Source organism: Pseudomonas sp. LRP2-20 (assembly GCF_024349685.1).
Classification (GTDB): Bacteria; Pseudomonadota; Gammaproteobacteria; order Pseudomonadales; family Pseudomonadaceae; genus Aquipseudomonas.
Genome location: NZ_AP025944.1, coordinates 778,792 through 794,066 on the forward strand (window position 1 = coordinate 778,792; position 15,275 = coordinate 794,066).

A 15,275-nucleotide genomic window follows, 5' to 3' on the forward strand; every position below is an offset into this window, starting at 1 on the left:
AGCTCGCGGATGTGCAAAATGGGTCGAGAACAGCCAGTCACGACGGACCGCTATCGACCCGTAGCTGCCATCGCCGATGGCGAGGAAAAACGGCCCAAAGCGAACGGCCTTGAGTGAGCAGACTATCCTTGAGGCTTGAAGGCGTACACGAAACTAGGGCGATTCAGTCAGGCTCCCCTCCGTCGGCTGCCCTCAATCGGAGTGCACTTCTCAATACGCGGGAAAGGCTTTCGATGCTGCCGGAGCTCACCACTGCTGACTGGCGAGACGGGCTCTATCAGCACGTGTGGCGTACGGTGAGCCCCCTCCCCCAAAACGGGTTTAGGCCGTCATTGCGCGATTGGTAGCAACTATCTGTTCATGCGTAAGCTGGCTTCCTGGAGCCATAAACTTAGCCAACAGCGCATCGCGATTTTTAGGCGCCCTTTCCTTATCTGCCATTTGCAACGCTAATTTCAGCTCAGGCAATGTCAATTCAGTACAGTAAGCAGGCGTACCGGGCTGCTGACGCCAGGAGTCTTCAAGGCTTCCAGCGGCGAGCGCGGTGAAGCCCGTATCCTCAACAAGATCCTGCGCGATTGTTTCCGCGTATGTATCTCCACCAGCTACAGGCAAGGCAATACGCGTTGGGGATTCGGCTGGTTGGCCTTTATCGGCAAGGGTCGCGGCGAGGACGGCGTTCCAAGCTTTAATAACCGGGTGGCCAATTCGCTTACTTACCCAAATGCTCTCTGGCAAGCCGTCATCGACTTCCTTGATTAATCCATCACGTCCCGGATAATAATTAGAAGTATCAATGACAACTGTCTTCTCTGGAACCTTACTCATGATTGGTTCGAGATCAGGATAATTTGCAAAGGGAATCGAGAGGATAACCACTTCCACCCCGGAAACCGCCTCCTCCTTGGTCACAGCATGCACGCCGATTTCATTAGCAAGAGCTTGAATGCTTTCAGGACCTTTTGAATTTGCCAATTTAACTTCGTGCCCGCACGCAGCAAGCTTTCGTGCCAGAGTAGAACCAATATTGCCCGCACCAACAATTCCGATTTTCATACATATACCCCTTGAGCTTAAACAAACAAAAATATCTGATTAAGTAGTGCTCGGCGCCCTAGTGAATTTTTCGAAAATTTATCAGGGACAACAGCACGCATACCACTAAACAGTTTAAATAACTCGGGCCACTACGACTTTGGCAAGCTGATAGATCTTAATTGATGCGCTTTAGAATATGCTCATGCATAAATAAGCTTGGAAAGCTGAACTATGTAGTTACGACTTGGGTTTGTACCGATCGTGCCGAATCTCTCGTTATACACTGCAAAGAAAAGATCTTGCCGTTTTCTTGAGCGCGCCAGATCCGCGTCAGCCAGTGCTTGGGGGAGAGCCTCGGACGTCAGCTCAGTGCAATAGCAAGGCGTGCCACACTGCTGTCGCCAAGACTCTGCTAAGGAGCCAGCATAATAGGCATCGAATCCGGAGTCCTCGACGAGTGCCATTGCCACAATGCGATCTTGATCACGATCAGCAGCGACAGGGACGGCAATGCGCTCCGGATCGCCAGCAGGCCTGCCTGCTTCATTGAGCGAGGCGGAGTAAATTGTATTCCAGGCTTTTGCGAGGGGAAGGCCAATTTGTTCGGATGCCCACATACTGTCGGGCTGACCATTCTCGATTGCGTCCAATCGCTCGTCGCGTGCGGGTATGTAGTTGGATGTGTCGATGATTACAACATCTTCAGGCAGGCCTGTAAGTAGCTTTTTAAGATCCGGAATTCGTACAAAAGGTATTGAGAGGATTATGACGTCAGCGCCAACTAAAGCCTCTTCTTTTGTGACTGGAATCGCTCCCGTGGAGAGCACGTCAGCATCTATGGTGTTAGGCCCGCGTGAATTTGTAACTCTTACTATATGGCCAGCAGTACTGAGCAATTTTGCAAGCGTTCCCCCGATAAATCCGCTACCGATAATTCCAATGTTCATAGAGATTCCTCATCTTTGGAGGTGGGTGCTCATGGTATAAGGCTCAGCGATTGCAGCCAGGCAGAGCCTCACCCCTAGCGATTGGTTCTGCAAATGCATCACAGGTCTTTTAGTTCGCTGTCTCATCTGAATCTGGCAATCAGCTTAAAAACTTTGCGTTCGCCAACCGCTTCTGAGGCGGGTACTAACTGATGGCAGGTCGCGCCAAACCCTCAAGCGTGCGATGGAGCTCTTGAAGGCCTTGAGGTGTGAGCTGGCACGCAGTTCTGATCTTGTCGGTGATGCTACGAAGCTCATCCTCCATGCCACGGGCATGCATCGTGAGGTCTATCAGCACTCGACGCTCATCGGAGGCATCACGTGTGCGTGTGATCACTCCGGCAGCTTCCAACCTTTTGAGTAAAGGTGTAAGCGTGCCGGTCTCCATGTCGAGGCGTTCACATAAATCGCTCACAGATTGAGGCGACCCATTCAACAGCTCCAGCGTGACCAGGTACTGCGAAAATGTGAGGCCCAGTGGTTCGAGGAACGGCTTGTGCAACCGAACCATCCGGTTCGCGGCAGCGTTGAGCGCGAAGGAAAGCTCTGTGGCCACGCTTCGTTGCGTCAAACTCATATATGTAGCCTGCTATAATGTAGTGTGCTACACAAATTATGCTCAGCCATTCCCGGTGTCAACAGCTTCTGAGGCTGCCGGCCTTTTTCCAGATGAGAGGTCACTAGAATGGCAGCGGGCAAATAGCTCTTGAGGACAGAATTTGTGCCTGAAGGCAATCGAGAGGCTTTGCGTCCTTAAGCGGTGAATGAACCGCTACCGTGCAGGCATGAGCTTGTATGTGGCCAGAGCGAAAGCCTCTCAGGTCAAGTCTCTTCGAGTTGTCGCAACGAAACGCCCGTTCTTGAGGTTTATGGCGTTCCCTGGCAACCGTTCTTAGTGTCCAGGGGGCGGTACCCCAGCAATGGAACCGTTCAGCTTCCAATAGGGCAGGTCTTGTTTGAGTCACTCGTATCGGTCAATGGTTGAGTCAGGGCGCCTCACCAAAGCGTCTAAGCCTTGCGGCGACTGGTCAATTCCCGCCCTGGCCCAGAACGTTTCTGCAGACTGACTGAGGGTTGCTTTTGGCCGGGTCAAATGAATTTCCAGGGGAATGTCCCAGCTTTCATCGAGCGCCCGGATCAAACGCCCGTCCAGTATCTCCTGCTCCGTAAGGCTCTTGGGTAGCCACGCCACGCCCTTACTTTCCAAGGCCATGGACATCAACACCGCTGCAAGGTGACTGGTGAACAGGGGCTTGAGGTGAAGGTAATCTTCTTTGCCGCGCAGTCTGTGCGCGACGATACGGCCCAGTCCGGATTCATGGGTGTAGGCGAGGTAAGGCAATGCTGCAGGAGAAGTACCGAAGTCAGCGCGAGCACTGGCAAGCGGAACGAGAGTATCTTCGCCTACCTTCTTGCTGGTGAACTGTTCGGGTGCCAATAGTGGCGGAACGTCGGGGTGGCGGTGGCATAGCAAAAACTGAACCTGGCCATGAATCAGCATTTGCTCACAAACGGCCATGCTATCTGAGTGCAGTTGAACTGCCTCGATTGGGGCACCGCTTTCGGAACTCCGGAGCCACTTCGGGAAGAATGTAAACGAGAGGGAGTGTGTCGCTGCGAATTGTAGTGACCTGGCTGCTACCCCTGCGACCTCTTGAGCTTCGCTGCGTATTCGGTACAAGGATCGGGCCGCTTCCTGGGCACTGGGCAAGATATGTCTTCCAGCCTCGGTGAGCGTAGCTCCGTGTGGTGAGCGCACGAACAGCTCAACTCCCATCCAATTCTCCAGAGAGCGGACTCTGCGGCTGAAGGCCGGCTGGGTTACGTGTCGCGCTTCGGCAGCCCGCACGAAGCTTCCGTACTCCGCCAGCGCTGAAAGATCTTCTAGCCAAACAAGTTCCAAGGGCCATGCCTCCTGTGCATAGGGTCCGGCATTAATAGCATTGGGCGAGCGCTACCTCAAAGCATAACGTGGGGCCACATACAACAAGAGGAACCCGTCATGCGTATCGTCGACATCCGTGAAAAAACCGTTTCCATTGCCTCGCCAATCGCCAATGCCTATATCGATTTTTCCAAGATGACCTGCTCGGTCGTCGCTGTTGTCACAGATGTGATTCGCGACGGTAAGCCGGTCATCGGCTATGGCTTCAACTCCAACGGTCGCTATGGCCAAGGCGCTTTGATGCGTGACCGCTTCCTGGCGCGTATCACTGAAGCAGACCCAGAGACTCTCATCGACCACGAAAACAACAACCTGGACCCGTTTGCCATCTGGAAAACCCTGATGACCAACGAGAAACCAGGAGGTCACGGTGAGCGCTCTGTCGCCGTGGGTACCATCGACATGGCGGTCTGGGATGCTGTAGCAAAAATCGAAGGAAAACCGCTGTACCGCTTGCTCGCTGATCGTTACCGCAACGGCGTCGCCGACGATAAAGTCTGGGTGTACGCAGCCGGCGGCTACTACTACCCTGGCAAAGATCAAACCAAGCTCAAAGCCGAGATGCAGAGCTATCTCGACCGCGGCTACGACGTCGTGAAAATGAAGATCGGCGCGGTCCCGCTGGACGAGGACATCCGCCGTATCGAAGCCGTGCTTGAAGTGGTTGGCGACGGCCGCCGTCTGGCCGTCGATGCCAATGGGCGCTTCGATCTGCAGACCGGCATCGCCTACGCCGAAGCCATCAAGAAGTACAACCTGTTCTGGTACGAAGAGATCGGTGATCCGCTCGACTACGCGCTGCAGGCTGAGCTGGCAAATCACTATGAACTGCCTATGGCCACTGGCGAAAACCTGTTCTCTCATCAGGACGCCCGCAACCTGCTGCGCCACGGCGGTATGCGACCTGATCGTGACTATCTTCAGTTCGACTGCGCGCTGTCTTACGGCCTTGTCGAATACATGCGCACCCTCAAAGTGATGGAAGAAATGGGTTGGTCTTCCCGGCGCGTTGTACCCCACGGTGGCCACCAGATGTCGCTCAACATTGCCGCAGGCCTGCACCTTGGTGGTAACGAGTCGTACCCGGATGTGTTCCAGCCGTTCGGCGGCTTCGCGGACGGCATCAAGGTTGAAAACGGCTACGTCGGCTTGCCCGACATCCCAGGTGTGGGCTTTGAAGCCAAATCCGCCTTGTACGCAGTGATGCGTGAGCTGGGTGAGGGCTGATCATCCTCGGTGTGCGGTCTCTGAAGAAGAGGCCGCAGTACCAGGCGGCGCGCAGCGCCGCCAAGCCACATGCCCATCACAAAAATAAAATGAGGTGCTTTCGTGGAAATCTCCAAATCCCGCTGGTACAGCCAGCTGTATGTGCAAGTGCTGATCGGCATCGTGATCGGCGCGGCAATCGGTTACTTCTTACCCGACATCGGCGCCAAGCTCCAACCCTTCGCCGATGGCTTCATCAAACTGATCAAGATGCTCTTGGCACCGATCATCTTCGGTACTGTTGTTGTTGGTATCGCCAAGATGGGCAGCATCAAAGAGGTTGGCCGAATTGGCGTCAAGGCGCTTATCTACTTCGAGATACTGTCGACCATTGCCTTGGTCGTCGGCCTCATTGTGGTTAACATCGTTAAACCCGGCGAAGGCATGAACATCAATGCCAACGCCCTCGATGGCAGTGCCATCAGCAAATACAGCCAAGCCGCGAGTGAACAAGGCGGCACGATCGAATTCTTCCTCAATATCATCCCGCATACCTTCGTCGGCGCTTTCTCCAACGGCGTAATGCTGCAGGTGATCCTGCTTTCTGTCTTGATGGGCGTCGCTCTGGTGCAGATGGGTGAAACCAGCAAGCCGCTGATCAATACCATCGACTTGTTCCTTCAAGGCCTGTTCAAAATCGTCGCAATGGTCATGCGCCTCGCTCCGATCGGCGCGGGTGCCGGCATGGCATTCACCATTGGCAAATACGGTATCGGCACGTTGCTGTCACTCGGCCAATTGCTGGTCGCACTTTATATCACCACTCTGATATTCATTGTGGTCGTGCTCGGTGCCGTCGCCAGATGGTCCGGAATGCCGCTGATGCAGTTCCTTCGTTACTTCAAAGATGAAATTCTCATCACCCTCGGCACGTGTTCAACCGAAGCCGTGCTACCGAGAATGATGGTGAAACTAGAGAAGCTCGGCTGCAAGAAATCGGTGGTCGGCATGGTGCTGCCTACGGGATACACCTTCAACGCGGACGGTACCTGCATCTACCTCACAATGGCTGCAATCTTCATCGCCCAAGCGACCAATACACCGCTGACATTCATGGATCAGATGATTCTGTTGGCCGTATTCCTGCTGACTTCCAAAGGCTCGGCTGGTGTTGCGGGTGCGGGGTTTGTAACGCTGGCTGCAACGCTTACAACTATCCATTCCATTCCGCTGGTAGGCCTTGTGCTGCTGCTGGGCATTGATCGGTTCCTCAACGAAGCGCGGGCGGTGACCAACCTGATCGGTAATGGCATCGGCACCATCGCGATCGCCAAGTGGGACAACTCGTTTGATGTCGAAGCTTGTGAACGAGAAATCGCAGCTATGAAAGAAGAAAAGGCGGCAAGGAAGGCCTTGCTGGCGCACAAGTGAATCGCCCTCACTTCCGGTCATCGCGCTTGAAGTCGGCGATGATCGGTAGTGATCTGGTTTCTTTAGCCCCGCAAAGCGTGCTCTGCACCAGCTGAATGAATTTGATGGAGCCGAATATGATCGAACGATCGCATCATGAATTGCGCAAGGCGTTTGGTGATTTGCTTCAAGGACATGTCTGTAAATTTGCTGCTTCCGTATTCGATCCCATCTCGGTGCGTATGGCATCCGACCTTGGTTTCCAGGTGGGTATACAGGGAGGGTCTGTCGCCTCGCTTCAAGTGCTTGGGGCACCGGACATTGCACTCCTGACGCTTGATGAATATGTCGAGCAGGTCACCAGAGTTGGGCGTGCGAGCCAAATCCCTATCATTGCTGACGCTGACCATGGCTTTGGCAATGCGCTGAATGTCATGCGCACAGTCAGTGAGTTGCAGAAAGCCGGCGTTGCAGCGTTGACTTTGGAAGACACCCACCTACCGGCGAAATACGAAGAGCATTCGCCGGTGCTGATCGGAGGGGAAGAGGCAGCAGCCAAGATATACGCTGCTCGATTTTCCCGCTCGGATGATAGCCTCAGCATCATCGCCAGAACGAACGTGGCCGCTACCACCTTAGAAGACTCTATCGCTCGTACTGCGGCCTATCAGAAAGCGGGTGCAGACGCTATCTGCTTGGTTGGGGTCAAAGATTTCCATCACCTGGCAGCACTCACGGAACACCTCACCACGCCGATCATGCTTATCAACTACGATAATCAGGCGCTTAGCGATGTTGAGAAGCTTAGTGCTGCCAATGTGCGCATCGTGGTCAATGGGCATGCCCCTTATTTTTCTGCGATCAAATCGATCTACCAAACACTGCGTGAGCAAAGCGGTTCACAGGGTTGCGAGCTCTCCCTCCCTGAACTGATTTCGAAATACACACGCGTTGAGAGATATCGAGAGTGGACAAAGACGTATCTGAAGGTGGGGCACGACTCACCACGTTGAGAAACCCAACAAAGATTCTTTGGCACGCTGCCCGCTTAGCTCGCCCATTGATGAAACCACCACACAGCAGCCTGCCGCCCGCCGAGCCCTCTGAGTGGGCATGCAAGCCGTCGTTTCTGGAGCGACAGGTGTAATTCTCTACAACAGGTTGTAACAGAAGCTGCGCAGGCCGCGACCCAATTCCAGCAGCTAGCTCTGGACAATGAAGGTCCGCTAAGGGTCGATAGCGGCCTACCATGGTTACACCGGATCTGTTGTTACACTGCTAGGGCAAAGCGAAGGCTCGAGCGTGTATCACTGTTTTTTTCTTTAAGAACAGTGGGTTGTGCGGTGTCGTTACACCTATTACACCTGTTACACAGCTTTGGATCCGTAATCATCTAGCAACCCCATGCCCCTAGTTGGTCGTGCCTTCAGCGGCTGAGGCATTCCCCACCTCCCGGATCCTAGGAGCCGTCGGGGACCCTGAGAGATGTGGCGAGATACGGGGCAGGAAACCCGCGATCTTTTGTTAGCGGCTGATCTGCCAGCTTAGTGAACTGGTCAACCTGGTGAACAGCGGTGAATTGTTCGACTTTTTTAACACCGGCTGGGTTGGTTTCTCTGGATCAGGTGACGTTCCCAGCTCGCTGCGCATTTGCCGAGCTTGGGATATGCTCGATCTCTGGTGGCGCGGGCAAGGAGCGCGTGCCCGGAATTGGAAGACTCATGCATGACCGACTCCCTAGCTGACTTGGACACGCTGGTACTCAGGTGCCGAGCGGAGCGTTCGAGAGACTATGTTTCGGAATCAATCCAGTGCTACAAGGCTGGCGCGTACAGGTCAGCCATTGTTAACGCCTGGATTGCGGTCGTATTCGACCTAGTCGATAAAATCCGCGATCTTGCCCTTGCAGGTGATGCAAAAGCGCAGCGCATCAACAGTCGCTATGAGACCTACATCGACCAGATCAATGCGGGCAATGACCAAGGTGTGAAAAACGCCTTGGAATTCGAGCGGACGATTATCGGTACGTGTGGTACGGATCTGGGCTTCTTTGACCACCAGCAAATGCGTGATCTTCAGCGCCTTCGCGAAGATCGACACCAATGTGCGCATCCTTCATTTCAGTCTGCAGGGATTCCTCACCGGCCGAATGCTGAGCTTGCTCGCCTCCACCTCCGTAATGCGGTAGAGCATGTGTTGTCACAGCCACCTATCCAGGGGCGCGCCGCTATCGCTGAGCTGCTCACCACCGTTGCCTCTGACTATTTCCCGAGGGATCACCACCAGGCATCGATTGCACTACGCCAAACCCCATTGGCGAACCCGTCCGAAGCCCTCGTTCGTGGCTTGGTTGACTCGCTCATCTTCGGATTTGCTCAGCCAGATAGTCCCGTGACTGGGAAAATCCAAGTCGGTGCGGTGCTGTCGGTGCTGCTCGATTCCCATCGAGCGATTGCTGAGCCTAGGATCTCCCAGCAATTGAGTACGCTAATCAGGCAGGTAGGAGACCCAGGATTGCCAGCAGTTGCCCGACTGGTAGCGGCGACACCTGAAATGGCCGGTTTGATTGATGAAGCTGCTCGTGTGCGGATGGCGGAGTTCCTTCGCAGTGGACCCGAAGCTGAGGTAATGCCGGCCCTGGCGGTTGGGAGACATCCGACGTTGGCTGCCGCGGCGAACCAGAGAATTCAGGCATTGGGGACCGACCGTCTCTCTGTTGCGATCCAGGAGCATGACATAGGTGCGTTGGCGAAGGAGCGGTCGCTCCAACTGCTATCGGAGTCGCGCAGCTGGCACACTTCAAATGACGTAATCGAGAAGTTGATCACTCCTCTCTTCGATACGCTCACTCGCGAGGATCTGGAGCGCATCATCAGAATGCCTAGAGAAACCGGTGCAGACCTGCCCGGCTCTACCATGTATGGACGTCTCCTCAGTCAGGTCGATCGCTTAGGAGTGATACCTGTGGATGAGCTCGATCCGCTAGTGACCGAGTATAATGGACAGTTTTTCGCAGAGAACCTCCAGCGGGCTCGGGAGGGAGCGGCATAGTCGCCAAGGGGGGCAGATTGGGCTTTAGGGATATGTATAGGGATACGTTTGAAGGCTGAAGGCATCATTATCCAGTGTTCACGGGGCCAAGTCTGCATTATTCGATTCCTGTCTCCCCCACATATCAAGGCTTGCAGCGAAGCAGGCCTTTTTTCATTCTCGATGAAGGCACCGCCAGTAGACAGTACTTTTCCTACAGAACGCGTAGAGCCTTTGTTGCGCTCGGAGGCTTGCGAATACAGCCTCAGGGGGATAAATTGCCCCAGTCGCGGCCAATTCCGTGACCGGGTTTGGCGACCCGTACGAAAAGGCGCAACGGCGCCCCGACCACGATTGCAGGCGCTTTTTTTGCGTCCGCAGTTTCGTGTAATGGCGGCTGTGCGTGGGAGACCTTCGGGTCTGCCGAGTTCCTTTTCCTCGGTTCGCCAACCTGCGTACAGCTGCCACCCTAACCGTTTGGCGACGGTCAGCGTGGTGCTTCAACCGAAAAGGACCTCATGCATGCTCATCAGAAGTCTATCCAGGATCCTCGCATCCGTTCTCCGCCGCCGCCCCGCGCCGGCCCCGAAACCTCACCGCTTCTACCCAATCTGCGACCTGGCTCGCCCCACCTCCCAACCCAGGCAGGTGCCCCATGACTGACCAGGAACGCTTATCCACCATCCAAAGCTACGCCTGGACCCTCGAACTGCTCGGCGAAGCCTTGGTCCAGCACGATGAAGTGCTGGAGTGCGAACACAACCCTCACCTGAGCTTTCGCAACACCGCTGGCATTCACCAGGCGATCCGGATCATCAGCCGGCTGGCCAGTGAGCAATGCGGGAAGATGATCGATCCCAACGAACTTAGTCACCTGGTCGACTAATGAAAGCAACGCTGTCGCCAGCCCAAGGCTGGCGCAGCTGCTAATGTCAGAACCTCAGCGAGCAATGACGAGGTTCAAGATGGTTTCGCACAAGGATGTCATCACCAGCAACCGTGACGCCTGGAATGCCTCCGCCGACCACCACCGGCGCAGCGCTGAGTGGGCTCGGCTTACCGATGCCGTGGCGGACAAAGGCTTTTCTTGCCTGGATTCGACCCTGACTGAACAGTTGCAACAGGTAGGCATAACGGGCAAGTCGGTTATCCAGTTGGGCTGCAACAATGGCCGCGAAGTGCTTTCGCTGTTTGCCCTTGGCGCACTGGAAGTGGTGGGTGTCGATCAGTCTTCGGCGTTTCTCAAGCAAGCGCAGGAGCTGGCCGAGCGATCCCAGTATTCGCCGGAGTTCATCGAGGCCGACATTCACGCGCTGCCAGCCACGCTCAACGAGCGCTTCGATGTCGCGTTGATCACCATCGGTGTTGTGAACTGGATGCCCGACCTTGGTCTGTTCTTCAGCCACGTTGCCAGGACGCTGAAACCCGGCGGGACGCTGGTGATTTACGAGACGCACCCGTTTCTGGAAATGCTCGATCCCGAAGCCAGCGACCCATGGCGCATCAGTGGTTCCTACTTCCAGACCGAGCCGGTGGTCGAAACGGGTGCAATTGTTTACGAGGGCAGGGGCGAGGCGACCGGGCAGCGATCTTACTGGCATATCCACCGGCTGGGCGATCTGCTCATGGGGGTGTTGGGCGCGGAGTTGAGGCTGCGCGCATTCAACGAATACGCGCATTCCAATCGGGAAGATCTGTACGACGTCTACACCCAGGGCGTGGTGCAGGTACCCATGTGTTATGCCCTGGTAGCTGAAAAACTGTGAGCTAGCAAATGGGCAGCAGGGTGTTCAGGGGCGTTGTGAATCGCCCCTGATTCCTCTCTCAGCCCCATAGCTTTGCAGCTTGCGGCACCCCGCCATAGCCATAAGCCGTAGCGCGCACGTCTATGATGTGGACGTTCGAATGAGGGTGCACATTCCCGATGCGTCCTGAGAGCAAATCATAGGCTTCACGCTGATACTGCCGTTTCTGCTCCACAGTTGTCGTTTCGTCGGTGATCGTGACCTCCAGGCGAAAGCTGTTTCGCCCTAATCGCTCAAGCGATTCGCTGTCGATAAACCACAAGCCAGCATCGACGAACCGAACGATAACCATCGTTTGGGATGGCTGCTTGTCCAGAACGCGTGCAGTCAGTTCAGTCAGCTCGTGGCTGAGGTCGGACGCCAACGCAGCATTCGGCGCGCCGGACAAGGTCAGGGTGATACCAGGCATTTGAGTCATCCTCGTCAGTGAATGTGCCTCTAACTTAGCCTTTGAACATGTTCCTAAAAAGCGGGAAAATCAGTGCTTATCTTCCTGTTTATCCGGAACCTGTATGTACCACCTCGACCTTGCCCAGCTCCACGTCTACTTGGCGGTCTGTGACGCAGGCAGTATCTCTGCAGCCGCTCCGGCCCTGTTTCGCTCAACCTCCGCCATCAGCGAACAGCTGCGCAAGCTGGAAGATGCCATTGGCGTCGAGTTGCTCATTCGAGGCAAGCAAGGCGTTCGCCCCACCCCCGCGGGTGAGCGTCTTGTGCGCCATGCCCGGCAGCTCCTCAACATGGGTGAGCGGGCGCTGTCCGATGTACGGGGCGAACAATTCGAAGGGGAGATACGACTGGCGATCACCGATTACTTCCGCCCCGACGACATTGCTGGCTTACTGAAAAAACTACGTGAATGGCATCCCCGGCTGCGACTTCACGTGGTTATGAAAAAGAGCCTGGAAATTGATCAGGCAAGTGACTACCTGGACATTGGCTTGGCCATGCGTTTTAACGAGCGCGTGTCCACAGCCAACACCTTTGAGGTGAGGCAGGAACCACTGCAATGGGTAGCCGCTGCCGGCTGGGTTCCAGAGCCCGGCCAGCCGCTGCCAGTGCTCGCGATCAGCGGGTGCGGATTGTCGGAATACAGCTGCCAGGTGTTGGAGCGCGCCGGGGTGGAATACGAGATCGTTTATTCGACTTCAGGTGTGGCGGGGCTGCAATCGGCGTTGCGGGCAGGGCTTGGAATAGCCTGCCTTAACGCGAGTGCCGTACCGCATGGCGTGGAGCCTTACCGGGCTGGCATGCCGGGGTTGGCGCAAGCCAGGTTCTTGTTGCTTGCGCCGCGGAAGGGGGAGTCTGCGCTAGTGGAAAATGTGCGGCGATTGTTGCAGGGTTATCTCGCATAGGCTTCGGGACGAGCCATTGATCGTTTCATTACCCGTTTTGGCCTTGCCCCGTGAGTATCCAGGTTGGCTTCTCAGACTAGAGAAACGCTATGACTGATGAAAAAAGCGATGATCGCCCTGTTTACCAAGCAGCCTGCCATTGCGGAACAGTGCGATTTTCACTGCGCTTGACCGACGGCCTGCGTACAGCACGAAGGTGCAACTGCTCGCTCTGCCGCATGCGGGGCGCCGTGGCTGTATCAGCCAACCTGAACGACATCACTGTCACCCAAGGTGAAGCAGCGCTGACCCTCTATCAATTCAACACACACGAAGCCAAGCACTACTTCTGCTCGAAGTGCGGCATCTACACCTTCCACCAGCGTCGTTCTGCGCCGGACCAGTACGGGGTGAACGTGGCCTGTATTGAGGGCATGAGCCCATTTGACTTCCCAGAGGTGCCTGTCAGTGACGGGCGGAATCATCCTAAAGACCGCGTAGGTGGCGGGGTAGGGGTTGCAGGATGGCTGCGATACGAAAGCAACCGGCACTCCTGAACCCTGCGCCATTGGCTCAGTGTGCCGGCCTCTTGTCTCTCGACACCGCTCTGGGATTGAGGGGGGATGCCGCCACCATTAGGTGATCACTGGCTGCGAGGTCTTCTTTCGACATAGATGAATGCTCCTGGAAGTCTGCGCTGGTGCTTGGGTTGTTGGGGCCGCTTTGCGGCCCATCGCCGGCAAGCGCGGCTCCCACAGGGTAGGAACCGCGCAAGTTTTCAGATCTGAGCAAGATCGCTGTTCCACCGGGGCGTGGTAGACCTCATCAAGCCCAGTTCGGCATCTTGGGTTTGTCTTCCATCAGGCCGTTGGTGTTTTGCCGACAGTGAAAAGATTCCCCGCAGGCCTTGGGATGATGGGGTGGGCAAGTCGTCAGGGGTTTGCGCAACGGCACATTTGGATGTTCCGCTGGCAAGCAAGCCAAGGGGCCGCCGGAGTCACCCGGCGGCCAAGCTTCTTTGATTCCGGCTCAGTTCACCGTGATCGCGGCATTCAGCATCAACACCACGATCAAGCCGACCAGCGCCACGATGGACTGCACCACCGAGATGGTCTTGGTGGCCTCACCCATGGTCATGCCGAAGGACTCCTTCACCATCCAGAAACCTGCATGGTTGGCGTAGTTGAAGAACAGCGAACCGCAACCGATGGACAAGGCCAGCAAAGGCAGGTTGAGGCTAGGGTCTGCACCCGCAAGCGGTGCCAGCAACCCGGCAGCCCCTACGATACCCACCGTGGCAGAGCCGGTAGATACCGAGAGCAACATCGCGATCAGCCACCCCAGCAGCAATGGCGGGAAGGCCGACTGCTGGGTGAGGTGCACGATGGCATCGCCCACCTTGGCGCTGGTCAGCATTTCCTGAAAGGCCCCGCCACCGGCGATGATCATGATGATCGAGGCGATAGGCTTGAGGCTTTTGCCCAGCGCATCGCGCAGCTGTTCGGCGTCGCCGCCGCGCGCCAGTACCAGGCTCGCACCGGCGAACAGCACGCCCAGCAGCATGGCGATCAGCGGGTTGCCGAGGAAGCTGGCCAGTTCCAGCATCGCATTGCCCTTGGGCAGTACCATCTCGGCGACGGCGTGCACCAGCATCAGGATCGCCGGCAGCAACGCGGCCAGCATGCCGATCAGCACGCCGGGGCGGGGTTGATTGTCGGCTTTTTCAGTCAGGGTGAACTGGTCCAGCAACGCCTGGTCGGGCCGCGTGCTCATGCGCGGTGCAATGAACAGGCCATACAGCGGGCCGCCCAGGATCATGGCCGGGATAGCCGCAAGGAAGCCATAGAGCATGGTGGGCCCGACCGAGGTCTTGAGCACGGCGATGGCGGTCAACGGGCCTGGGTGCGGGGGTACCATGCCGTGCATGGCGGCAAGCGCCGCAATCACCGGCACACCGACATACACATACGCCGAGCCCTTGAAGCTAGCCTGGCCTTCCAGCTTGCGCGCCACGCTGAAGATCAGCGGCAGCATGATCACCAGGCCTACCTCGAAGAACATCGGAATGCCGATGACAAAGGCAACCAGCATCATGGCCCACGGGATCATGCGGTCCGAGGTGCGCTTGAGGATCACGTCGGCGACCTGCTCGGTGACGCCAGCGTCAGCCAGTATCTTGCCCAGCATCGCGCCAAGCGCGATCACCACCCCGACCGCACCCAACGTCTTGCCGGCGCCAGTGAGCAGGTGAGCAACGATGCTGCCGGGTTCCATGCGGGTGGCAAAGCCCACGCCAATGGACACCACCAGCAAGGCCAGCAGCGGGTGCATCTTGAGGCGGGACACGATGAGCGCTACCAGCACCAGGACACTGACCAGTGCGGTCAGCAACAGCTGTATATCTAAGGGAGTCATTCAGGGAATCTCGATTGGGCTGGCGCGTTAGCGGCACTCAGGCATTGCGGGCATGACAGGGGTTCCGCAGGCAGTAGCGGGCCGTTATCGGTCGCGGGCGGAGGGC

14 protein-coding genes are annotated in these 15,275 nt (G+C 56.4%); 8 read left to right on the plus strand and 6 right to left on the minus strand.

The genetic code is table 11. The annotated features are described in order from the left end of the window. Positions 1-321: 321 nt before the first annotated feature. The 4 genes from OCX61_RS03325 to OCX61_RS03340 all read right to left on the minus strand — a co-directional run bounded on the left by OCX61_RS03325 (position 322) and on the right by OCX61_RS03340 (position 3,927). The gene (locus OCX61_RS03325) at positions 322-1,056 is read right to left on the minus strand and encodes an NADPH-dependent F420 reductase (RefSeq protein ID WP_261942592.1); all 735 of its coding nucleotides are present in this window, start codon (positions 1,054-1,056) and stop codon (positions 322-324) included. A 182-nt stretch (positions 1,057-1,238) separates the two neighbouring features. Beyond that, on the minus strand, positions 1,239-1,985 hold the full coding sequence (locus OCX61_RS03330) for an NADPH-dependent F420 reductase (RefSeq protein ID WP_261942593.1): 747 nt from the start codon (positions 1,983-1,985) through the stop codon (positions 1,239-1,241). Between the two features lie 184 nt (positions 1,986-2,169). Next, positions 2,170-2,601, minus strand: coding sequence for a MarR family winged helix-turn-helix transcriptional regulator (locus OCX61_RS03335; protein WP_089230362.1), 432 nt, complete (start codon positions 2,599-2,601; stop codon positions 2,170-2,172). Between the two features lie 384 nt (positions 2,602-2,985). After that, positions 2,986-3,927 carry a LysR family transcriptional regulator gene (locus OCX61_RS03340; RefSeq protein ID WP_261942594.1) on the minus strand — a complete coding sequence of 314 codons (942 nt, stop codon included), beginning with the start codon at positions 3,925-3,927 and terminating at the stop codon, positions 2,986-2,988. Positions 3,928-4,026: 99 nt separating this feature from the next. Between OCX61_RS03340 and OCX61_RS03345 the strand changes: the two genes are divergently transcribed. The 6 genes from OCX61_RS03345 to OCX61_RS03370 all read left to right on the plus strand — a co-directional run bounded on the left by OCX61_RS03345 (position 4,027) and on the right by OCX61_RS03370 (position 11,381). Beyond that, complete coding sequence (locus tag OCX61_RS03345; protein ID WP_089230364.1) at positions 4,027-5,196, plus strand: mandelate racemase/muconate lactonizing enzyme family protein; 1,170 nt, start codon at positions 4,027-4,029, stop codon at positions 5,194-5,196. 102 nt (positions 5,197-5,298) lie between these two features. Beyond that, on the plus strand, positions 5,299-6,606 hold the full coding sequence (dctA, locus tag OCX61_RS03350) for a C4-dicarboxylate transporter DctA (protein WP_261942595.1): 1,308 nt from the start codon (positions 5,299-5,301) through the stop codon (positions 6,604-6,606). A gap of 116 nt (positions 6,607-6,722) precedes the next feature. Next, entirely contained in the window at positions 6,723-7,598 is an 876-nt protein-coding gene (locus OCX61_RS03355; protein ID WP_261942596.1) for an isocitrate lyase/PEP mutase family protein, read from the plus strand. 712 nt (positions 7,599-8,310) lie between these two features. Continuing rightward, the gene (locus tag OCX61_RS03360; protein WP_112897382.1) at positions 8,311-9,636 is read left to right on the plus strand and encodes a hypothetical protein; all 1,326 of its coding nucleotides are present in this window, start codon (positions 8,311-8,313) and stop codon (positions 9,634-9,636) included. Positions 9,637-10,270: 634 nt separating this feature from the next. Next, entirely contained in the window at positions 10,271-10,501 is a 231-nt protein-coding gene (locus OCX61_RS03365; RefSeq protein WP_261942597.1) for a hypothetical protein, read from the plus strand. Positions 10,502-10,580: 79 nt separating this feature from the next. Next, positions 10,581-11,381 (plus strand): class I SAM-dependent methyltransferase, encoded by an 801-nt coding sequence (locus OCX61_RS03370; protein WP_261942598.1) that lies wholly within the window; start codon positions 10,581-10,583, stop codon positions 11,379-11,381. A 58-nt stretch (positions 11,382-11,439) separates the two neighbouring features. Here OCX61_RS03370 and OCX61_RS03375 read toward each other — a convergent pair whose 3' ends face one another. Then, positions 11,440-11,829 carry a tautomerase family protein gene (locus tag OCX61_RS03375; protein ID WP_261942599.1) on the minus strand — a complete coding sequence of 130 codons (390 nt, stop codon included), beginning with the start codon at positions 11,827-11,829 and terminating at the stop codon, positions 11,440-11,442. A gap of 103 nt (positions 11,830-11,932) precedes the next feature. Between OCX61_RS03375 and OCX61_RS03380 the strand changes: the two genes are divergently transcribed. After that, complete coding sequence (locus tag OCX61_RS03380) at positions 11,933-12,775, plus strand: LysR family transcriptional regulator (RefSeq protein ID WP_261942600.1); 843 nt, start codon at positions 11,933-11,935, stop codon at positions 12,773-12,775. Between the two features lie 89 nt (positions 12,776-12,864). Continuing rightward, positions 12,865-13,311 carry a GFA family protein gene (locus OCX61_RS03385; RefSeq protein ID WP_261942601.1) on the plus strand — a complete coding sequence of 149 codons (447 nt, stop codon included), beginning with the start codon at positions 12,865-12,867 and terminating at the stop codon, positions 13,309-13,311. Positions 13,312-13,783: 472 nt separating this feature from the next. Here OCX61_RS03385 and OCX61_RS03390 read toward each other — a convergent pair whose 3' ends face one another. Beyond that, entirely contained in the window at positions 13,784-15,169 is a 1,386-nt protein-coding gene (locus OCX61_RS03390) for a GntP family permease (protein WP_261942602.1), read from the minus strand. Between the last annotated feature and the right edge of the window lie 106 nt (positions 15,170-15,275).